Annotated in this window: 19 protein-coding genes and 2 pseudogenes; 8 read left to right on the top strand and 13 right to left on the bottom strand. The window is 65.8% G+C overall.

The annotated features are described in order from the left end of the window. Positions 1 to 14 precede the first annotated feature (14 nt). Positions 15 to 938, bottom strand: coding sequence for a LysR substrate-binding domain-containing protein (locus tag ACGLHR_RS00215; RefSeq protein ID WP_400091161.1), 924 nt, complete (start codon positions 936 to 938; stop codon positions 15 to 17). A 108-nt stretch (positions 939 to 1,046) separates the two neighbouring features. Between ACGLHR_RS00215 and ACGLHR_RS00210 the strand changes: the two are divergent. From ACGLHR_RS00210 to ACGLHR_RS00200, 3 genes and pseudogenes are all read left to right on the top strand, one after another. Further along, positions 1,047 to 1,715, top strand: a pseudogene (locus ACGLHR_RS00210) (RraA family protein). Next, entirely contained in the window at positions 1,712 to 2,374 is a 663-nt protein-coding gene (locus tag ACGLHR_RS00205; RefSeq protein WP_400091160.1) for an RraA family protein, read from the top strand. Before ACGLHR_RS00210 ends, ACGLHR_RS00205 begins: the two are co-directional and overlap by 4 nt. Next, positions 2,374 to 3,591: a pyridoxal phosphate-dependent aminotransferase gene (locus ACGLHR_RS00200; RefSeq protein ID WP_400091158.1), complete on the top strand. Its 1,218-nt coding sequence runs from the start codon at positions 2,374 to 2,376 to the stop codon at positions 3,589 to 3,591. The genes ACGLHR_RS00205 and ACGLHR_RS00200 overlap by 1 nt, the downstream gene beginning before the upstream one ends. A gap of 58 nt (positions 3,592 to 3,649) precedes the next feature. Here ACGLHR_RS00200 and ACGLHR_RS00195 read toward each other — a convergent pair whose 3' ends face one another. From ACGLHR_RS00195 to ACGLHR_RS00180, 4 genes are all read right to left on the bottom strand, one after another. Further along, on the bottom strand, positions 3,650 to 4,810 hold the full coding sequence (locus tag ACGLHR_RS00195) for an acyl-CoA dehydrogenase family protein (RefSeq protein WP_400091156.1): 1,161 nt from the start codon (positions 4,808 to 4,810) through the stop codon (positions 3,650 to 3,652). A gap of 85 nt (positions 4,811 to 4,895) precedes the next feature. Continuing rightward, positions 4,896 to 5,744, bottom strand: coding sequence for a MaoC family dehydratase N-terminal domain-containing protein (locus ACGLHR_RS00190; RefSeq protein ID WP_400091154.1), 849 nt, complete (start codon positions 5,742 to 5,744; stop codon positions 4,896 to 4,898). A 43-nt stretch (positions 5,745 to 5,787) separates the two neighbouring features. Continuing rightward, positions 5,788 to 6,606 carry an HpcH/HpaI aldolase/citrate lyase family protein gene (locus tag ACGLHR_RS00185; RefSeq protein ID WP_400091153.1) on the bottom strand — a complete coding sequence of 273 codons (819 nt, stop codon included), beginning with the start codon at positions 6,604 to 6,606 and terminating at the stop codon, positions 5,788 to 5,790. Positions 6,607 to 6,647: 41 nt separating this feature from the next. Beyond that, a complete protein-coding gene (locus ACGLHR_RS00180; protein ID WP_318235598.1) occupies positions 6,648 to 7,826 on the bottom strand; it encodes a CaiB/BaiF CoA-transferase family protein in 1,179 nt (392 codons plus the stop codon). A 282-nt stretch (positions 7,827 to 8,108) separates the two neighbouring features. Between ACGLHR_RS00180 and ACGLHR_RS00175 the strand changes: the two genes are divergently transcribed. Then, positions 8,109 to 9,032, top strand: a complete 924-nt coding sequence (locus tag ACGLHR_RS00175) for a LysR family transcriptional regulator (RefSeq protein ID WP_400091151.1) — start codon at positions 8,109 to 8,111, stop codon at positions 9,030 to 9,032. 27 nt (positions 9,033 to 9,059) lie between these two features. Here the strand turns inward: ACGLHR_RS00175 and ACGLHR_RS00170 are convergent, their stop codons facing one another. The 3 genes from ACGLHR_RS00170 to ACGLHR_RS00160 all read right to left on the bottom strand — a co-directional run bounded on the left by ACGLHR_RS00170 (position 9,060) and on the right by ACGLHR_RS00160 (position 11,743). Next, complete coding sequence (locus tag ACGLHR_RS00170; RefSeq protein WP_400091148.1) at positions 9,060 to 10,529, bottom strand: aldehyde dehydrogenase; 1,470 nt, start codon at positions 10,527 to 10,529, stop codon at positions 9,060 to 9,062. A 79-nt stretch (positions 10,530 to 10,608) separates the two neighbouring features. After that, the gene (locus tag ACGLHR_RS00165) at positions 10,609 to 11,205 is read right to left on the bottom strand and encodes a thiamine pyrophosphate-dependent enzyme (protein WP_400091147.1); all 597 of its coding nucleotides are present in this window, start codon (positions 11,203 to 11,205) and stop codon (positions 10,609 to 10,611) included. A gap of 4 nt (positions 11,206 to 11,209) precedes the next feature. Then, entirely contained in the window at positions 11,210 to 11,743 is a 534-nt protein-coding gene (locus ACGLHR_RS00160) for a phosphonopyruvate decarboxylase (protein WP_400091145.1), read from the bottom strand. Positions 11,744 to 11,888: 145 nt separating this feature from the next. Here ACGLHR_RS00160 and ACGLHR_RS00155 point away from each other — a divergent pair, with 145 nt between their 5' ends. Beyond that, positions 11,889 to 12,818: a LysR family transcriptional regulator gene (locus ACGLHR_RS00155; RefSeq protein WP_400091144.1), complete on the top strand. Its 930-nt coding sequence runs from the start codon at positions 11,889 to 11,891 to the stop codon at positions 12,816 to 12,818. A 28-nt stretch (positions 12,819 to 12,846) separates the two neighbouring features. Here the strand turns inward: ACGLHR_RS00155 and ACGLHR_RS00150 are convergent, their stop codons facing one another. Both ACGLHR_RS00150 and ACGLHR_RS00145 read right to left on the bottom strand, forming a co-directional pair. Next, a complete protein-coding gene (locus ACGLHR_RS00150) occupies positions 12,847 to 13,809 on the bottom strand; it encodes a Bug family tripartite tricarboxylate transporter substrate binding protein (RefSeq protein WP_400091142.1) in 963 nt (320 codons plus the stop codon). Positions 13,810 to 14,075: 266 nt separating this feature from the next. Further along, entirely contained in the window at positions 14,076 to 15,035 is a 960-nt protein-coding gene (locus ACGLHR_RS00145; RefSeq protein WP_400091305.1) for a tripartite tricarboxylate transporter substrate-binding protein, read from the bottom strand. Positions 15,036 to 15,369: 334 nt separating this feature from the next. Here ACGLHR_RS00145 and ACGLHR_RS00140 point away from each other — a divergent pair, with 334 nt between their 5' ends. Beyond that, positions 15,370 to 15,942, top strand: coding sequence for a MarR family winged helix-turn-helix transcriptional regulator (locus ACGLHR_RS00140; RefSeq protein ID WP_400091140.1), 573 nt, complete (start codon positions 15,370 to 15,372; stop codon positions 15,940 to 15,942). A gap of 74 nt (positions 15,943 to 16,016) precedes the next feature. Here ACGLHR_RS00140 and ACGLHR_RS00135 read toward each other — a convergent pair whose 3' ends face one another. Next, entirely contained in the window at positions 16,017 to 16,922 is a 906-nt protein-coding gene (locus ACGLHR_RS00135) for a LysR substrate-binding domain-containing protein (RefSeq protein WP_400091138.1), read from the bottom strand. A gap of 190 nt (positions 16,923 to 17,112) precedes the next feature. On the opposite strand from ACGLHR_RS00135, the pseudogene ACGLHR_RS00130 reads away from it, so the two are divergent. Continuing rightward, positions 17,113 to 17,295: pseudogene (locus ACGLHR_RS00130) on the top strand (tripartite tricarboxylate transporter substrate binding protein); the annotation flags it as partial. A gap of 110 nt (positions 17,296 to 17,405) precedes the next feature. Beyond that, on the top strand, positions 17,406 to 18,692 hold the full coding sequence (locus tag ACGLHR_RS00125; protein ID WP_400091136.1) for a hypothetical protein: 1,287 nt from the start codon (positions 17,406 to 17,408) through the stop codon (positions 18,690 to 18,692). Between the two features lie 19 nt (positions 18,693 to 18,711). Here ACGLHR_RS00125 and tam read toward each other — a convergent pair whose 3' ends face one another. After that, positions 18,712 to 19,482: a trans-aconitate 2-methyltransferase gene (gene tam, locus ACGLHR_RS00120; protein ID WP_318232351.1), complete on the bottom strand. Its 771-nt coding sequence runs from the start codon at positions 19,480 to 19,482 to the stop codon at positions 18,712 to 18,714. A gap of 24 nt (positions 19,483 to 19,506) precedes the next feature. Continuing rightward, positions 19,507 to 19,824 carry a hypothetical protein gene (locus tag ACGLHR_RS00115; RefSeq protein ID WP_400091134.1) on the bottom strand — a complete coding sequence of 106 codons (318 nt, stop codon included), beginning with the start codon at positions 19,822 to 19,824 and terminating at the stop codon, positions 19,507 to 19,509. Positions 19,825 to 19,836: the final 12 nt, after the last annotated feature.

Raw genomic sequence — 19,836 nt, 5'->3', positions numbered from 1 at the left:
GCCGACGCGCCTGCCTAAGCCCTGGCCTTTCGCAATCGCGCCGTGGCTTTCCTGGCCGAAAGCGCGGCGATGACGTTGGCCACCATCGGGTTCTCCCGCGTGGTCGACCAGGCCATGGCGGTCGTCACGACGTTCACCGCTTCCTTCAGCGGCCGGACCACCACATTGTCCGGCGCGGCCTTCTTCAAGGACGCGGGAACGAGCGCGATCCCCTGCCCGCATCCGACGAAGGCGATCTGCGAAGACACCGTGCGCACCTGGTGCAGCACCCGCGGCGAGAAGCCCGCGGTGCGGCAGGTCGCGATGAGGCTGTCGTAGTAGACCGGGCTGACCTGCCTGGCAAACATCACGAACTCCTCATCGGCCAACGCCGCCAGCCTGATGCGGGGCACCTCGGCCAGGGCGTGCGCCCGTGGCAGCGCAACCGCCAAGCGGTCCTGCTTGAGAGGAATGGACTGGATCGACGGGCCCAGTTCCCCTTCAAGACGCGCGAAGGCCAGATCGACGTCGCCACGCTCCAGCGCGGGCACCGCGTCGACGCTGTCGATCTCCGTCACGGAAATGGTCAGCTGCGGGTACTCGGCCTTGAGATGGTCGATCAGCGCAGGCAGCGTGTCCAGCATCGCGGACGAGATCGCGCCGATCGTCAAGAGCCCGGTCTGGCCATGCACGGCTTCCCGTACCGCCACGTCGAGCCGCTCCAGCTGTTCCGCGAGCTTTTGCACGGCCGGCAGCAGCGCGGCGCCGACCGGCGTGAGCTGCGCGCCACGCCGCGAGCGCTCGAAGAGCTTCACCTTGAGTGCCTGCTCCAGTATCTGGATCTGCTCGGTGACGGGCGGCTGGGACATGCCCAGCCGCTTGGCGGCACGCCCGAAATGCTGCTCCTCGGCAACAGCCAGGAACACCCAGAGGTGACGGACAAGCCGGAAATTGATCATGGTTGCCTTGATAGGTTTTACATATTGATAGGTTACCGGATTCGGAATTTACATATCCATCTCTATCGCCGAAAGTGGAAACCTGGCAACCCGAATCGCAGGCTCGAAATGACCTCCCCCACCTTGCTCGACCGCCTCGCCGCACTCGATACCAACACGGTGTCGGATGCCCTCGATTTCCTAAACCTTCCTGGCGCAACCTTTGGCATTCGCCCGCTCTGGGACTGCCCGAAGATCGTTGGCCGGGCCAGCACCATCCAGTTGGGCCGCAAGACGGATGCCAAGCCGACGGTGCACCTGATCACCCCGGTCGTCGCCGGGATCCAGGCCGATGACCGCGTGCTTGTGATTGCCGGCGGCATCGATGGCGTCTCTTGCTAGGGCGACATCCTGGCCAATGCCGCCACCGCCAGGCAGGTGCGAGGCTCCGTGATCGACGGCCTGAGCCGCGACATCGAAGGCAGCGAATCCATCGGCTATCCCGTGTTCGGGCGTGGCGTCACCATGATCAACGCTCGCAACCGGATCGTGCAGGTGGGCTCCGGCGAGTCTGTCAACTTCGCTGGGGTGGTTGTTCATCAGGATGACTACGTGATCGCCAATCGTTGCGGCACGGTATTCGTGGCGGCCGCGCGCATCGAAGCAGTCGTGGCGCTTGGCGAACGCATAGCACACCGCCAAGACTTGATGGTCAAGGCCGTGCGCGCCGGACGTTCGGTCGCTGAAGTCATGCATGACAAGGAATTCGACGCCATCCACAGTGGAGATGCCAAATGAATGCAGCAAACAAAGAACTATCGGCCTTGTTCGCAGGCCTGGACACCCCCGGCGTGTCCGACGCCATGGACAAGCTGGGCCTGCCCGGCCAGTGCCTGGGCATTGCGCCGCTGGACAACTACACCCAGGTCGTCGTCGGGCCCGCCTACACCGTCAGGTACGTGTCCGCCAGCACGCCGCCGGGCACGGTCGGCGACTTCATCGATGACGTGGCCGAAGGCGATGTGGTGGTGATCGACAACGACGGCCGCACCGACTGCACGGTCTGGGGCGACATCATGACCCAATATGCCGGCGCGCGGAGGATCGCGGCCACCGTTATCGACGGTGTGTGCCGTGATGTGGCCAAGGCGCTCGGCGACGGGTATCCGCGGTTCACGCGCGGCCGCTTCATGCGCACCGGCAAGGACCGTGTACAGGTCGAAGCAATCAACGTGCCGGTCTCCATCGGCACGGCCCGCGTCTGTGCCCGCGATATCGTCGTTGCGGACGCCAACGGGGTGGTCGTCGTCCCGCGCGACCGGGCCCGCGAGGTTGCCGAACTGGCCCGCCAGATCGAGTCCGTGGAAGCGCGGATTCGCGAGCACATCGCCAATGGGAAGACCCTCGGGGAAGCCCGCGCGGCATTGGGCTACCACACGCTGCAAAGGAAAGCCTGATGACAACCGCTGCACAGCGCCTGAATGAGAACCTGGCCAGCGCCCAACCCTCTGCCACTTACCGGATGATGGACCGCGTGGCGGCCAAGCGCGCATCCGGCGCAAAGGTTATTTCGCTCAGCGCGGGCGAGCCGGACTTCGATACGCCGGTGCATATCTGCGACGCCGCGGTCGACGCGATTCGCCAGGGCCACACCCGGTACACGCAGGTCGCCGGCCTGCGCGCCCTGCGCGAAGCCGTTGCCGCCAAGTTCAGGCGCGAGAACGGGCTCGACGTGGACTGGCGGGACACCATTGTCTGCAGCGGCGGCAAGCAGGTGATCTACAACGCCCTGGCGGCGACCCTGAACGAGGGCGACGAGGTCATCGTGCCCGCGCCTTACTGGGTCAGCTACCCGGAGATGGTCCAGCTTTGCGGGGCGCACCCCGTGGTGGTGTCATGCGATGCGGACGTCGGGTTCAAGCTGACGCCGGCCGTCCTCGCCGCGGCGATCGGCCCGAAGACGCGCTGGCTCATCCTGAATTCCCCCGCCAACCCCACAGGGGCCGTCTATACGCGCGGCGAACTGGCAGCGCTTGCCGAGGTACTGCTTGCGCACCCGCATGTGTTGATCCTGTCGGATGACATCTATGAGCATCTGACCTTTGACGGCGAGCGCTTCCATACCCTTGCAGCGGTCGAGCCGCGCCTGGCGGCGCACACGCTGACGATGAACGGCGTGTCCAAGGCCTATGCCATGACCGGCTGGCGCATTGGCTTTGGCACGGGCCCGCGCTGGCTGCTTGAGGCCATGGAAAAGCTCCAGGGCCAGCAGACTTCCGGCGCCAGCTCCATCTCCCAGCACGCCGCGCTGGCGGCGCTTGACGGGCCGCAGGCGTTCATCGCCCAGACGCGGCGCGTATTCGAGGCGCGGCGCAACCTGATGGTCGAGCTGCTCAACGAGACACCGGGGATTTCCTGTGCGGTGCCGGGCGGCGCGTTCTATGCATTCGCCTCCTGCGCAGGGCTTCTCGGCCGGCGAACGCCGGCCGGCACGTTGCTGAACACGGACGAGGATGTTGCGCTTGCGCTGCTGGACGAGGCCAACGTGGCGGTCGTGCACGGCGGTGCCTTCGGCCTTGCGCCCTACATCCGCGTTGCCTACGCGCTGGACACCGAGTCACTGCGCCAGGCATGCCAGGCGATCCAGCGGTTCTGCGCAGCGCTGAGCGATTGAACCGATTGAGTAGCAGGCAGCGTAGCGCCGCATGCCGGCGCTACGCTGCCTCCGATCCTCAGAACGACCGCGGCATGCCAAGGATGTGCTCCCCGACATACGACAGGATGAGGTTGGTCGAGATCGGCGCGACCTGGTACAGGCGGGTTTCGCGGAACTTGCGCTCCACATCGTATTCCGCGGCGAAGCCAAACCCACCGTGATACTGCAGGCAGGCGTTGGCGGCCTCCCAGGAGGCATCCGCCGCCAGCAGCTTGGCCATGTTGGCCTGCGCGCCGCAGGGCTGGTGCTCGTCGAACAGCTTGGCAGCCTGGAAGCGCATCAGGCTCGCCGCTTCCACGTTGACGAACGCCCGCGCGATAGGGAACTGCACGCCCTGGTTCTGGCCGATGGGCCGGCCGAACACCACGCGCTCGTTGACGTACTTGGTCACCTTGTCGATGAACCAGTAGCCGTCGCCGATGCATTCCGCGGCAATCAGCGTGCGCTCGGCGTTCAGGCCATCCAGGATGTACTTGAAGCCCTTGCCCTCCTCGCCGATCAGGTTCTCGGCCGGGATCTCCAGGTTGTCGAAAAAGAGCTCGTTGGTCTCGTGATTGACCATGTTGATGATCGGCTGGACCGTCAGGCCCTTGCCGATGGCCTCGCGCAGGTCCACCAGGAAGATGGACATGCCTTCCGACTTCTTCTTGCACTCCGCCAGCGGCGTGGTCCGCGCCAGCAGGATCATGAGATCCGAGTGCTGCACGCGCGAGATCCAGACCTTCTGGCCGTTGACGACATACTTGTCGCCCTTGCGCACCGCGGTGGTCTTGATCTTGGTGGTATCCGTCCCGGTGCTCGGCTCGGTGACCGCCATGGATTGCAGGCGCAGCTCGCCGCTCGCGATCTTCGGCAGGTACTCCCTCTTTTGCTCGGGGGAGCCGTGGCGCAGCAGCGTGCCCATGTTGTACATCTGGCCATGGCAGGCGCCCGAGTTGCCGCCGGCACGGTTGATCTCTTCCATGATGACCGAGGCCTGCGTCAGGCTCAGCCCCGATCCGCCGTACTCCTCGGGGATCAGGGCGGCCAGCCAGCCGGCGGCGGTCAGCGCATTGACGAATTCCTCGGGATAGCCCCGGACCTCGTCGATCTTGCGGAAATACTCCGACGAGAACTGCCCGCACAGGTCGCGGATGGCTTCGCGGATTTCTTGATGTTCATCGACTATGTTCAGCACGGGATGTCTCCGTAAGCGCTTTGCTTTGTCTGGTTCGGTTTGATTCGGTTTGATTCCGAATTGATTCCGATTGGATGAGCCTGGCTTAGCCAAGGTCGGCGGTAGCGGTCATGGCGAGGGCGCCGTCCGCCTGGCGAATCCACAGCGCGACCGTCTTGCCGTCCTCGCTCACTTTCCCGCAGGCCTGGAAGCGCTGGGGAACATGGGTCGGCCGCACGCCCTTGAAGGAGAAGCTGCTGACGGTGGCATCCGGCAGATTCCTGCGTACCAGGTCGAGCAGCAGCACGGCCAGCAATGGGCCGTGGACGATCAGGTCCGGATAGTGCTCGACGGTGGTCACGTACTCGTGGTCGTAGTGGATCCGGTGGCCATTGAACGTCAGCGCGGAGAAACGGAACAGCAGCACCGGGTCGGGCGCGATATCGCGGGACCAGTCTTCGTCCGTGCGCGCGGCAACCGGCTCCGGCGCCGCGGCGCCCGGGGCGGCTTGCTCGCGGTAGACGATGTCGTGCTCTTCCGTCACGGCCAGGCCCTGCGGCCCCGAATATCTGTGCTCCACGGTCACGAAGGCCAGCGAGCCGGTCCGGCCCGTCTTGGCACTCACGTCGAGGATGGTGGAGGTCTTCGACACCGCGTCGCCAACGCGCAGCGGCTGGTGAAAGCGCAGGCGCCCGCCGGCCCACATGCGGCGCGGCAGTGGCACGGGCGGCAGGAAGCCACCGCGATTGGCGTGGCCGTCGACGCCCAGCTCGGACTGCCGGTGCAGGGGCAGGAAATACAGCCAGTGCCAGAGCGGCGGCAAGGCATCGCCACGCACGGGGGCCGGGTCTTCACGGTCCAGGGTCGCGCAAAGCGCCTTGACCGGGAACGCGGTGATTTTGTCCTGGGACTCGGTTGACTTACCGATCCACTCCTTCAGTTTGGCAGTGTCCATCAATCTCTCTGTGGTTATGCTCGGGGTCAATCGTTGATGTTGATCAGGCCGGCGCCCGGCCCGCGCGCTCAAGCAGGCTCACGGCGCGCGCAATGACTGGCGCGTCGATCATTTCGCCGTCCAGCTGGAATGCGCCCGGGCCTGACCTTGCCTGCTCGACCACTCTCGCGGCCCAGGCCAGTTGCGCTTCGGTTGGCCGGTAGGCGCCGTTGACTTCGGCCACCTGCGCGGGATGAATGCAGAGCTTTGCCCCGAAGCCCAGGCGCCGCCCGCGTTCGGTGGCGTTGCGGATTTCGTCGACATCGGCAATGGCAAGCGTCACCCCGTCCACCGGCGCCGCGATGCGCGCGACCCGGGACGCAAGGACGAGCATGGAGCGGAAAAACAGCAGTTCCTGGTCGTCGCCTTCGATGCCCATCTCAGTGCGGAAATCCACGGTCCCGAATACCAGGCGGTCAACGCCCGGCGCGCCGGCCACCTCGTTGACATTGGCCATGCCCCTGGCGGTCTCGATGAGCGGGAGCACCTTCACGCCGGGGCGAAGGTGTTTTGCCACCAGCGCGACATCCGCCGCGCTTTCCGCCTTGGGCAGGACGACGCCCGTCACGCCTGCCTCGCCGCAAAGGCACAGGTCATGCTCAAACCATTGCGTCTGCGTGGCATTGATGCGCACCATGCCGGCGCCACCGCCAGCCAGGTACGCCTCCAGCAGCCCCCTTGCCCGGTCCTTGTCCTCGTCGGACACCGCGTCCTCGAGGTCGAGAATGACCGCGTCCGCGCCTGACGCGTTGGCTTTGGCGAAGCGTTCGGGACGATTGGCGGGCACGAAGAGATAGGAACGAGCGATAGCGGCGGTTGCCATGAGGTCTTTATCCGGATAGCGGGCAATAGCGGGCAATAGGTTCAGATCGCGCCTTCGGCGCTGAGGCGGGCTACATCGTCCGCGGTGTAGCCAAGCTCGCGCAGGATGCGCTCGCTGTGCTGGCCAAGCGCGGGAATCGCGTCCATGCGTGGCTCGAACGACTGCGGGGTGCCGGGCGGCAGTAGCGCCGGAATGACGCCGACGGGCGACTGCACCGAGGTCCAGCGCTCGCGCGCCTTGAGCTGCGGATGGTCCCAGACGTCGCGCATGTCGTTCATGCGGGCATTGGCGATTTGCGCGCGCTCGAGCCGCTCGATCACCGCCTCGATCGTCAGGGCGGAGAACACCGTCGTGATGATCTCCGTCAGTTCCGCGCGGCTCTGTGTGCGCAGGGAGTTCGTGACAAAGCGCGCGTCGGCCGTCAGCTCCGGCCGCTCCAGCACGACGCGGCAAAAGGCCTCCCACTCGCGCTCGTTCTGCAGGCCCAGGATGATGGTCTTGCCGTCGCCGGCGGTAAAAGGGCCGTACGGGAAGATGGTGGCGTGCGAGGCGCCGGCACGCGGCGGCGGCGTTGCGCCATCGAAGGCGTAATAGAGCGGGTAGCTCATCCACTCGACCATGCTCTCCAGCATCGACACGTCGATATGCGCGCCCTTTCCGGTCTTGCCGCGCTGCAGCAGCGCGGCCAGGATGTTGGTATAGGCGTACATGCCGGCGGCGATGTCGGCAATGGAGCAGCCTGCCTTGGCGGGGCTATCGGGGGTGCCGGTGATGGAGACGAAGCCGGACTCCGCCTGGATCAGCAGGTCATAGGCCTTCTTGTCCCGGTAGGGACCGTCGTTGCCGTAGCCTGAGATATCGCAAACGACCATGCCGGGGTAGCGCTGCGACAACGCCGCATAGGAAAGGCCGAGCCGGTCCGCCGCGCCCGGCGCCAGGTTCTGGACCAGCACGTCGGCCTTGTCGAGGATCTTGTCCAGGATGGTGGATGCCTCGCTGTGCTTGAGGTCCAGCGCCAGGCTTTCCTTGGAACGGTTGGTCCAAGCGAAATGCGAGGACAGGCCATCCACCCGTTCATCGTAGCCACGCGCGAAATCGCCCACTTTGGGCCGCTCGACCTTGATGACCCGGGCACCAAGGTCCGCCAGCTGCCGGGTACAGAACGGCGCGGCAATGGCGTGTTCGAGGGAAACAACGGTGATGCCATCCAGGGGGCGCATAGCAGCCTTATCCGGTCAGGGTCCCGCCTGCCCTGCGCAGCGCAGCGGCAAACGAGAGAAATGGGTCCACGGCGCCCCGTCCCAGCCGGAAGTCGCCACGCTTGGGCGGCACGCCTGGTGCAGCGTCCGCCGGAGCTAGTCTCTCAAAGTGAGGGGTATCGGTATATCTTGTTTTATCGAAGCAGCCATTCGCTTTAGTGGAAACCATGCCTTGCCAGCGCGGCCGCCGCATGAATTGCGGCGCCAGCGACCCCTTGGTACAGTGGCGGCGAAGGAGTATCCATGCACTTTGACTTTGCCGACCTCAGGCTCTTTGCCCGCATCGCCGAGGAAGAAAACCTCTCTCGCGGTGCGAGAAAAGCATTTTTGTCCCCAGCCGCTGCCAGCGCGCGCCTCAAATCCCTGGAAGACCAGTTGGGCACCCGGCTGTTCTACCGGGAGAGCAAAGGACTGGCGCTGACGCCCGCCGGAGAACGGCTGCTGCGCCACGCGCGGGTCATCGAGCGGCAGTTCGAACATGTGCGCAGCGATTTCGAGGAGTTTTCGAAGGATACCGTCGGTCACATCCGCATCTTCGCGAACACCACCGCGGTCACGGAGTTCATGCCGGAAGTGCTTTCCCGCTTCATGGCGGAGCGCCCTGCCGTGACCGTTGACCTGCAGGAGCGCCTGACGCGGGACATCATCCGGGGCGTGCTCGACGGCAGCGCGGACCTTGGCATCATCTCCGGGCCCCTGAACCCGGAAGGGCTTGAAGTGGTGCACTTCAGCACCGACAAGCTCGTGCTTGCCACACCCATCGGCCATCCGCTCACGCAAAAGAGCAAGGTCTCGCTCGCCGACACCCTCGAGTACGAGCACGTGAGCCTGCACGAAGGCAGCACCCTGCATGCCTTCCTCACCGACCTGGTCCGCGAGCAACGGCGCAAGCTGCAGATCCGCATCCAGATTCGCAGCTTTGAAGCGATGTGCCGCATGATCGAAGCGGGCGTGGGCATCGGCGTGGTGCCGCTCTCCGCGGCGCTGCGGCACCGCCAGACCATGAAGCTCGCCATCGTCGAGCTGGACGACCCGTGGGTGATCCGCGAGCGCGCGGTCATCGTGCGCGAACTGCAGGGGCTGCCCGGCTGCGCGCGCGCCCTCATCGACGAGCTGATCAACGTGGCGCAAGCTGCCGGCGGGAGCCCGGCAAAGGTCATCGGCTGACGACGCGAACGTCCCACCAAGGCACCGCTACCGCATGGTGAACGGATTGCCGGAGCCCGCGCCGGTATTGATCCAGACGCTCTTGGTCTGCAGATAAGCCCGGATCGCGTCGATGCCGTTCTCCCGCCCCAGGCCGGAGTCCTTGTAGCCACCGAATGGCGACATGACACTGACCGCCCGGTACGTATTCACCCAAACGGTGCCGGCCTGTATCTGCTCGGACATGCGGAACGCCCTGCCGATATCGCTGGTCCACACGCCCGCCCCGAGACCGTAGCAGCTATCGTTGGCGATCGCTATCGCTTCGCGTTCGTCCTTGAACTTCAGGATGGACAACACCGGGCCAAAGACTTCCTCCCGCGCGATGCGCATCTGCGGGGTAACGCCGGAGAAGATGGTCGGCTCGACGAACCACCCGTCCCCGCACGACGCGGGCTGGCCGCCCAGCACCAGGTTGGCGCCCTCGTCCTTGGCAATCTGGATGTAGGAAAGCACCTTGTCATACTGCGCCGGCGTGGTAATGGGGCCGACCTGAGTCGAGGCGTTCATCGGGTTGCCAAGCTTTGCCGTCCTGGCCAGCGCCACCAGCTTGTCCACGAATGCATCATGGATGTCTTCCTGCAGCAGCAGGCGGGAACCGGCAATGCAGGTTTGTCCGCTGGCCGCGAAGATGCCCGAGACGGCGCCGTTGACGGCATCCTCCATGTTGGCATCGTTGAACACGATGTTGGGCGACTTGCCGCCAAGCTCCAGGCTGACATGCTTGAACTGCGCCGCGCACTGCTGGTTGATCACGCGGCCGGTGGCATCGGACCCCGTGAACGTGACCTTCCTGACCAGCGGATGCGTGACAAGCGGCGAGCCGACCTCCGCGCCGAAACCCGTCACGACGTTGAAGACGCCCGGCGCAAAGCCTGCCTCCTGGAACAGCAGCGCCAGCTCCAGCGCGGAAACGGAAGTGAATTCCGACGGCTTGACCACCACCGTGCACCCGGCGGCCAGCGCCGGCGCGATCTTCCACGCCAGCAGCATCAGCGGGGAATTCCAGGGCGTGATGGCGGCCACCACGCCCAAGGGCTCGCTGCGCGTGTAGTTGAAGTAGCCCTTCTTGTCGAGCGGGATGACCGTGCCCTCGATCTTGTCGGCCAGGCCGCCAAAATAGTAAAACCACTGCGGCAGGTACCTCACCTGCCCGCTCATCTCGGCGAGCAGCTTGCCGTTGTCCTGCACTTCGAACTCGGCCAGGCGCTCGGCGTCCCTGGCGATCAGGTCGCCGAGCCTGCGCAGCAACGCGCCACGCTGGGTGGCCGTCAGCTCCGCCCACGGGCCCACGCGGAATGCGCGATCGGCTGCGCTGGCCGCGCGGTCGACGTCGGCCGCCGTGCCGCGGGCAACCTCTGCCCAGGCTTTGCCGGTGAAGGGATTCTGGGTTTCGAACCAGCGACCGTCGCTTGCATTCACGAAGGTCCCGTCGATGAACATTTGATACTGCTTCATGGGGCAATGCTGTCCGGTTAGGTTGGAAGTGCAGGATGGATGCGCAGGATGGCAAGCTGCCGCGGGACGGCTAGGACGGCTAGAACGGCTCGAAGCCCAGATGCTGGCGGAACCGGTTCTTGACGAATACGCCGTCGCGCGGCGGCAAGGCGCGCTGGTGCTCCTCGGCGCCGACGCTCACCCGGGCCACGGTCATCCCGCCGGCGTTGCGGATCGCGTGCGCCAGCGTCTCGATTTCGTCGATGTCGAAGATCTCGAGCGTCGTAGCCACGCCGCAACCCTTGGCCACCTGCGCGAGGTTGGTGCCCAGGCTGGTGTGGCTTTGCTGCATGCCGGTCTCGCCAAAGTGGCCGTTATCCAGGATCACCACCGCGAGGTTCTTCGGGTTCTGCGCAGCGGCGGTCGCCAGGCTGCCGATGCCCATTAGTTGCTCGCCGTCGCCCGTGATGGCGATGACCTGCTTGTGCGGCTGTGCCACGGCCAGCCCGAGCGCCACCGAGGTGGATCCGCCCATTGCGCCCCACAGGTAGAAATTGCTCGGCCGGTCGCCGGCGGCAAAGACGTCGTACGAGGGCGAGCCGAGACCGGTCACGACGAGCGCATCGGGAAACTGCCTGAGCAGTGCGGCAACGAAATCGCGGCGGTTGATCGCCGGCTTGGAGGTCGAGGTAGTCATAGGTTCAGCGCACCCACTTTTTGCGGCCGATGAGGCTTTGAGAGAGAAGAATCGCGACGCGTTGCCCGGCGTCGAATGCGGAAGACAGCCCCGCGTCGACCAGTTCCGCAGCGTCCTGCGGCGAGTCCACGCGGTACACCGTGATGCCCATCAGCTTGAGCGCCCCCTCGGTAGCCAGGCCCATCGGCCCCTGCCAGGGATTGAACTCGGCGTACTCGCCGCGCATGGTCACGATGGTGAAGAACGGGAAACGGCAGCTTTCCAGCAGCGAGAACATGTTCACGCAGTTGCCCACGCCGCTGCTCTGCATGAGCAGCACCGCGCGCTCGCCGCCCAGCCACGCGCCGCTGACCACGCCGACGCCCTCTTCCTCGGTGGTGAGGACGATGTCGCGGATCGCCGGGTCGGCCTCGGCCCGCTGGATGACATGCGCGTGGCCGGCGTCCGGCACGTAGGCAACTTGGCGGACCCCGGCTTGCTTGATGACTCGGAAGATGTCTTCTTGCCAGGCAAGGGGCTCAGGATTTGGATTTGTCATGGGAAGTGATCCAGGTAGGGGAACAACGCTGTTATCATAAAATTGAATGGAATCTTTTATGAAATACAATAATTTGATTCCTCCATCAGTAATTTGGATAGCCGGGCATCACCGGCCAACCATCAGGATCACGCACCCCACGCCCATGGACATCAAGCAACTTCGCGCCCTCCTGGCCATCGCCGAGACCGGCAGCGCCACCAAGGCCGCCGAGCTTCTTCGCATCGTGCAGCCGGCCGTCTCCCGGCATGTACGGCTGCTTGAAGAGGAGTTCGGCGTAGAGCTGTTCGAGCGCGAACGGCATGGCATGGTCCTCACCGACGCTGGCCGGACCCTGGTTGAGTACGGCCGCCGCGCACTGCGCGAGCTTGACCGGGCCAAGGCGGAGATCCAGCCGGTGGCCGGGACGATCTCCGGCACGGCGGCGCTCGGCCTGCTCCCCAGCACGTGCGAGCTGCTGGCCGCGGCGCTGGTCGCCACCGTGAAGGACAAGCACCCGCAACTGGTCATGCGGCTCAACGTGGGCTACGCGGGCAACCTCATGCAATGGCTTGAGTCGGGCGAGGTCGAGATCGCGCTGCTGTACGACATCAAGGCTTCCCCCGGCCTGCAGGTCGAGGCGCTGCTCGACGAACAGCTCTGCCTGATCGGCCTGCCCGGCACCGTGCCCGCGGGCGCCGCGCATACCATCGAGAGACTGCGGGACCTGCCGCTGGTGCTACCCAATGCGCCGCACGGCCTGCGCACGGTGGTCGAGCATGCGTGTGCGGTAGCCGGGGTCTCGCTCACGGTCGCCGTCGAGACCAACTCCCTGAGCGTGCAGAAATCCCTGGTTGCCAAGGGCTTTGGCTATACGGTCCTGCCCAGCTCGGCGGTCTCCGAAGAACTGGAAAGAGGCACGTTGGCCGCAGCGCCGATCACCTCTCCCAACCTTTCCCGGCGCATCGTGCTGGCGCATCCGGCCACACGCCGGATGTCGCCTGCCGCCAGCTTCGCCTCGGCGGAACTGGTCACGCTGATCAAGCGCCTGGTGCTGGATGGCGCCTGGCCAGGCGCCACCTGGATTGGCGCGTAGCGCGGCCGGGCGCCGCCGAGGGCTGCACTCAATCCGCCTGGATGTTGCCCGCCTTGATGACCTCCGCCCAGCGGCGCGTCTCCGCCTGCACGAACCTGGCGGCCTGGTCCGGGCTGGAATCCACCACGGGTTCCACGCCGATCTTCTCCATCCGCTCCCGTACTTCAGGGTCCTTGACGGCCTGTTGCAGGGCCGCGCTCAGCTTTTCGATCACGGACGCGGGCGTGCCGCGGGGCACCATCACCATGTTCCAGATCGAGGTTTCATAGCTGGGAAAGCCCGCCTCCTTCATCGTCGGGACATTCGGCAGCACGCTCGAACGCGTGCCGGTCGTGACCGCGAGCGCCTTCAGGCGCCCGGCCTTGATCATGGGCGCGGAAGTGGAAACGGCATCGGTGATGAACTGCAGGTCGCCGGACATCACGGACTGGATCGCCTGGCTCGCACCCCGGTAAGGCGCGTGGACGATGTCCAGGTGTTCCTGGTACTTCAGCAGTTCCACGGCCATATGCAGCGCGCTGCCCTTGCCCGCGGAGCCGTAGCTGTACTTGCCGGGGTGCTTCCTGATGTCGTCGACCAGTTCCTTTGCGGTGTTGGCTTTCACCGATGGGTTCACCGAGAGCACCATCGGCACGGCGGCCACGATCGACACGGGCACGACCGCGCCGCTGTCGTAGGGAAGCGTCTTGTATAGCGACGCGTTGATGGCGTGCGAGCTGGTGCCGAACAGCAGCGTGTAGCCATCGGCCTTGCTCTTGGCGACGGCGTCGGTGGCAATGCTGCCGCCCGCGCCTGCCCGGTTCTCGACCACGATCGACTGGCCCAGCTGCATGCCGACCTTGTTGGCGACGATACGCGCCACCAGGTCCGTGCTGCCGCCGGCGGCAAAGCCAACCACCATGCGGATGGGATGGTCGGGGTACACCGGCTGGGCGTGCGCGCCAAAGGCGACGAGCGCACCGATCCCGACTTGCACAATCAAGCGTTTCATGTCTCTTCCAGATTGTTATAGTGCGGGCCCGGCGGCCATCGCCAGACCCGTGGAGACGATGGTAGCCAGCGGGCAAGACAATGGTGAAATAGAAAATTACGCTGCTGCCATCAGCGAACTAGATGCCTGCAACGCTGGCCCGGGCGCGCGCTGCTACCGCCCTGCCGCAGGCGAACGCAAAAACGCCGCGCTGCGTCTGCAGGCGGCGTTCTTGCGATGACGGCGGGCCCTGGCCGGCCCGCGCTGGCACCCGTCATGCCATCTCGTTAGTCCGCTTCCACCTTCATCGTTCTCAGTAGCGGTTGCCATTTGTCGCTCTCCGCCTTGAGCCAGGTGTGCAGCCCTTCCGGCGTCTGCTTGTCGACTGGCACGACCTCGGCGCCGAGATCATCGAGCCGCTTCGCTACCAACGGGTCCTGCAGGCCCTTCTGCAGGGCTTTGGTCAGGCGCGCGGTGACAGCTGGCGGCGTGCCCTTGGGCGCGTAGACCCCATGCCAGACCTTCATCTCGAAGCCCTTGAGACCGCCCTCCTGCAGCGTCGGCGCATTGGGTAGCGCCTTGATGCGCTTGGGCGTGGTCACGCCATAGAACCTGAGCCGGTTGGCATTGATATGCGGCAGCGTCGACGTGGTCTGGTCGCACAACAGGTCAACCTGCCCGCCAAGCAGCGCCGTGAGCGCCGGCCCGGTGCCCTGGTAGGGAATCGCGGTCATCTTCACATGCACCGCCTCCTCGAACAGCAGCCCGCACAGCTGGGATACCGCCCCCAGCCCGGCATTGGCCAGGGAGACCTTGTCCTTGTTCTGGGTGACGTACTTCACCAGGTCTTGCGTGGTGGCCGCAGGCAGGTCCTTGCGCCCGAGCAGCGTCATCGGGACATCCGCGACTTGCCCGATGTACTCGAAGTCTTTCAGCGGGCTATACGACAGCTTCTTGTACAGCGCGGGCGCCGTCGCCATCCCGTTGTGGTGGATCAGGATGGTGTAGCCATCCGGCTGGGCCCGCGCGACATAGGCCGCCGCGACGGTGCCGCCGGCGCCGAGGCGGTTCTCCACGATCACGCTCTGGCCGAGATCCTTGGACATCGCCTGCGCAAGTGCTCGCGCCACGACATCCGTCGGGCCGCCCGCCGAAAAGGGAACCACCAGCGTGACCGGCTTGGACGGGAACCCATCCGCGGCCATCGCGCCCGAGGCAAGCGCTGCCGCAAGCGGCCCGAAAACCATCCACCTCAACCCAGTGCCTACGTGCTTTATCGCGGTCATGCCAATCATCGTTGTCTCCGAAACTCGTGCCGGCAAGCTGAGTCGCTTGCCTGTTCTAGGGTGCTGGCCGAAGGTTGCCGGATAAGCCCGCGCAAGAGAATCCGGATTATCTGAACGGGCCATACGACGTGGCCGAACGCGGGCCCGCCGCCGTGTAGCATTCGTCGCATTGATTGACGCCATGGCGCCGCTGGACTGTAATGCGGCTTCTCGCGTGAGCGCCTTGCCAGGCCACGCGATCACGAACATCCGATTCACCAGGGTCGCCTCCATGCCAGCTTCCGTGCCAGCTTCCGTGCCAGCTACCAACCGCCTGAACCAGCCGCAATCGATCGAGGACCTCCTGCTCTATCGCCTGAGCTGCCTGCTGGCAGATGCCGGCGGCATCGTGATCCGCTATTGCGAGGGCCAGTTCGGCATCACGCGCAGGGAATGGCGCCTGCTGGCCCTGCTGGGCGCACAGGGTGCGCCGCGCGAGATGAGCTCGTCCGAGCTGGCGCAACTGGCCCACCTGGACCGTCCCCGCGCCTCCCGCACGATCACCGCCCTGGTCGACAAGAAGCTGGTCAGCCGGGTGGCGCGGCCGGACGATGCGCGGCAGGTCACGCTGGCGCTGACCGCTGCGGGAGAGTCGCTGTACGGCGAGATCTTCCCGCTGACGAAACAGGTCAACCTGGAACTGCTGGATGCGCTGGAGGGCAAGGAAGTGGCGCAGCTAGGTGACATGCTGGGGCGGCTTGAGCAGCGCTCGCGGCAGATGGCCGCGCGTGGCGGTCTGCCGCTCGCGGACCGGCGGCGCGGAGGCAGCGGGCGCAGCCGCCAGGCGCCGGCGCAGGGCGATGCGCAGGTGGCTGGAAATGGCAAGTAGCCCGCCTGCTTAGCGCCGGCAGCCTCATGCTCAAGGCCTGCTACCTGCGCAAGGCCTGAGCACGCGCGCCACGGTCAGCGCCGCGCCTCCCGCGCCGCGAATCGGGCCTCCAGCAGCGCGGCGAATTCCTCGGAGATCGCGGAGCTGGCCGACTGGCTGGGCAGCGCCATGCACACTTCCACCGGGCAAGCCGGCAGCAGCGGCAGCACGCGCAGGCCGTGCGCGAACACGTCAGCCACGTACGGATTCACGATGCCGATGCCGGCGCCCTGCGCGGCCATGCTGCAGATGGTCCCCGAATAAGTGGTCTCGATGGTGGCCGACGGCTCTACCTGCCACTGCCGCATGCCCCGCAGGAATGCCACATGCAGTTCGTCATCGGCATTCAGCGTGAGCAGGAACTGGTTGTGCAGGTCGCGTACGTGAATCGTGGCGCGCCCGGCCAGCGCGTGGCCGGGATGCATGACGCAAACCGCGTTGGTGCGATGCATGACGCGCACGTCGAAGTGGGGATCGTCGAGATGGCTGGTGGACAGCACCAGGTCATACTGGCCATTGAGCAGGCCCTCGCGCAGGTGGTGCCCGCCTACCGTCTGCAGATTGACGTGCACGTCCGCATGGCGGCGCGCGAACTCGCCGACCACTTGCGGCATCACCCCCAGCCCGAGTGACGGCGTGCAGCCGATCCGCAGCACGCCGGTGCCGGACTTGCGCAGCACCGCCACGTCCTGCTCGATCCTTGCCAGCCCCATGAAGTGGTGCTGCACGGTATCGAACAAGCAGCGCGCTTCCTGCGTTGGGCGTAGCCGCCCCTTCTGTGTATCGAACAGCTTGAGCCCCGCCGCGGCCTGCATCTGGGCCAGCAGCCGGCTCACCGAAGGCTGGGTCGTGTGGAGCATCGCTGCAGCCGCGGTGGTGGTGCCGGTCAGCATCACCGCCCGGAAGGCTTCGATTTCTCGGAAATTCAGGGGTCTCGCCATGGGAAAACGTCCGAATCGATTAGACCCGCAAGATATACCAGGACTGCATAGTCTCCCCGCGATAAAGCATTATTCAGAATAATGTCGCTCCCCTACACTCGCCGCACGATCAAGACGAACGCGCCGCCGATAGCCGGGCCGGCGGCCAAAAAAAGGGAGAACACTCCGATGAAGCGGAAGCTGCTGTTGAATCGCCGACAAGCTCAACGCTGATATCCGGCAGATCGTCGCCACGCCCGAATTCCGCCAGGGCCTGCAGGAGCAAGGCATGACCCCCGCGGCCAACACCCGCGACGCCGCGCAGCGCTTTATCGCGACGGAAAAAGCGCGCTGGGACCAGGTCATCGCCAAGGGCAAGATCAGCGCGGAATAACGCGGAACAACGCGGAATAACGCGAAGTAGCGCGGAACAAGGCGGCGCGATACCAAGGCGGCAAACCCGCCTTGCGCCAGCATATCCAGTCTCAACGGAAACCCAGCTTCATGCATTCCTCACGCATCATTGCCAGCCCGCTGCCCTACCGGCGGCTGGGCGCGGACGGCCTCCACCACTTCTTTGGCTACTACAACAAGAGCACCTGGGACCGCAGCCAGCGCTACGTGCTGGCGCAGCGCGTGCCGATGGCCGACGCCGAACTGGTGCCGGACCTGGTAGCCGAAATCGGCTTCTTCGACCTGCAGGATGGCGACCGCTTTCACCGCGTAGGCCAGACCACCGCCTGGAACTGGCAGATGGGCGCACAGCTGCAGTGGCTCGACGGCGCGCCCGGCAGGCAGCTCATCTACAACCGCAGGACGGACGACGCATCGGCCTTCTTCCCGCATCTGGGCGCGACGGTGCATAACGTGGACACGGGGGAGGACAGGCCCCTGCCCATGCCCGTGTATGTGGTCGCGCCGAACAGCGAGTACGGCCTGTGCGTGAACTACCGCCGCCTGTACATCACGCACCAGACCATCGGCTACAGCAACGCGACGCCGCAACCCGCGTTGCCCAACGCGCCGGCCGACGACGGCATCCACTACATGGACCTGCGCACCGGCCAGACGCGCCTGGTCCTGAGCTACCAGGACCTGCGCAACTTCCACCCGAAGGCCTCGATGGACAAGGCCATCCACTGGGTCAGCCATATCGAGATCAACCCGCGCTCGTCGCGCGTGCTGCTGCTGCACCGTTGGACCGAGCGAGTGAAGGACGAGACATGCTTCCTGCACCGGCTCATCACGGCCAATCCCGATGGCTCCGACCTGCGCCTGCTGGAGTGCTCCGACCATCCGCTGCCGCAACTGGCGGCGGATTTCGATCCCGGCGCGGTCGGCACGTTTGACTATGAGAAGTCCGAGTACCAGATCTCGCATCCGCTGTGGCAGGACGATGAGCACATCATCGTGTGGGGGCCGCATGCCGGCAGCATCCACTACCACCTCTATCACGACAGCGAGGACGGCGAGGTGCAGGTCATAGGCGACGGCGTGCTGACGGAAAACGGCCACATGACATTCTCGCCGGTGGCGCGCAACTGGCTGCTGAGCGACACCTATCCCGATGCCGCCACCAACGAGCGGATCCTCTTTCTCTACGACACGGCGTCCGGCTTGCGCCATGACCTGGGCAGCTTCTACACGGACCCCGGCCTGAAGAAGGAGAACCGCTGCGACCTGCATCCGCGCTGGAGCCGCGACGGCCGCCACGCCTGCATCGACTCGATCCACGATGGCGAACGGCAGATGTACGTGATGGACGTCAGCGCGCTCACAGCCAGCGCCTGAAACAAGGCCGCCCTGGCGTTCAGCGCGTCGCCACGATAAAGAACCTCGGGAACGGCAGCAGCACGCTGCCGTCCGCCATCGGCGGATAGGCGCGCGCCACTGCCGCCGTATAGCGCTCCAGGTACGCCGCGCGCTCGGCTTCGTCCAGCGGGTCGAGGAAGGGGCGCAGGCCGGTGCCCTTGAACCACTCGACAATGGCGGCGGGGCCGCCGGCCAGCGCGTGGTGGTAGGTGGTGTGCCAGACATCGACCGTACTGCAATGCGCGCGTAGCAGTTCGTAATACCAGCCAGCGCCCTGCAACCCGGTACGCGCCTGCGAGGCCGCGGCCAGCTTGCCGGCCCACGGGCCATCGGCGGCGACCTCGCGCATCAGGCGGTGCGCGGGCGTGTCCAGCGTGTCGGGCACCTGGATGGCAAGGCTGCCGCCGGGCGCCAGCTTGGCGGCCAGCGCGGGCAGCAGGCGGCCGTGGTCGGGCAGCCATTGCAGCACGGCATTGGCGAGGATCACATCGTAGGGGCCCGGGTCGTACCAGGTTTCGATGCTGCTCACCTCGAACTTCAATGCCGGCAGCCGCTTGCGCGCGGCTTCGACCATGTCGGCCGAGCTGTCCAGCCCGGTCACGCTCGCGCCGGGAAAGCAGGCGGCCAGCACCTCGGTCGAGTTGCCCGGGCCGCAGCCGATGTCCACCGCAATGCGCGGCTCGCGCCCCGGCACCGCGGCCAGCAGGTCGCGTACCGGGCGGGTACGCTCGTTCTCGAATTTCACGTATTGCTTGGCTGACCAAGTCATTGCTGCTCCTTTGCGGGTTCGGTCCTAGTGCTTCGGAAGATCTGGCTTGTTCGGATTCTTCGGCATCGCGGGCTGCCTGGCCTGTTGCAGCGCGGCCCTGCCCTTGAGGGTCAACGCGACGATGGCCTGCGCGCGCGGCACGCCAGGCCGGGACGTCATCCCCACCAGGCCGGCCGTCGTCGCGTCCTCCCACGCGGACAGCCGTGGGCAGGACGTGCGCCATGCCTCCATGGTGTCGGCGAAGGTGCGCGGCGTGGCGTCCAGCCACGCCAGGAATTCCAGCAAATTGCCGGAGTACGAGGGGGCGGGAAGGTTGGCGTCCCTGCCTTGATCCTGATCCATTCCCGCTCCCGT

It is taken from the genome of Cupriavidus sp. CuC1 (assembly GCF_044627735.1).
GTDB classification, from domain to species: Bacteria; Pseudomonadota; Gammaproteobacteria; order Burkholderiales; family Burkholderiaceae; genus Cupriavidus; species Cupriavidus ulmosensis.
The sequence above is the reverse complement of the archived record's forward strand: the minus strand, read 5'-3'. Positions and strand labels throughout refer to the sequence as shown.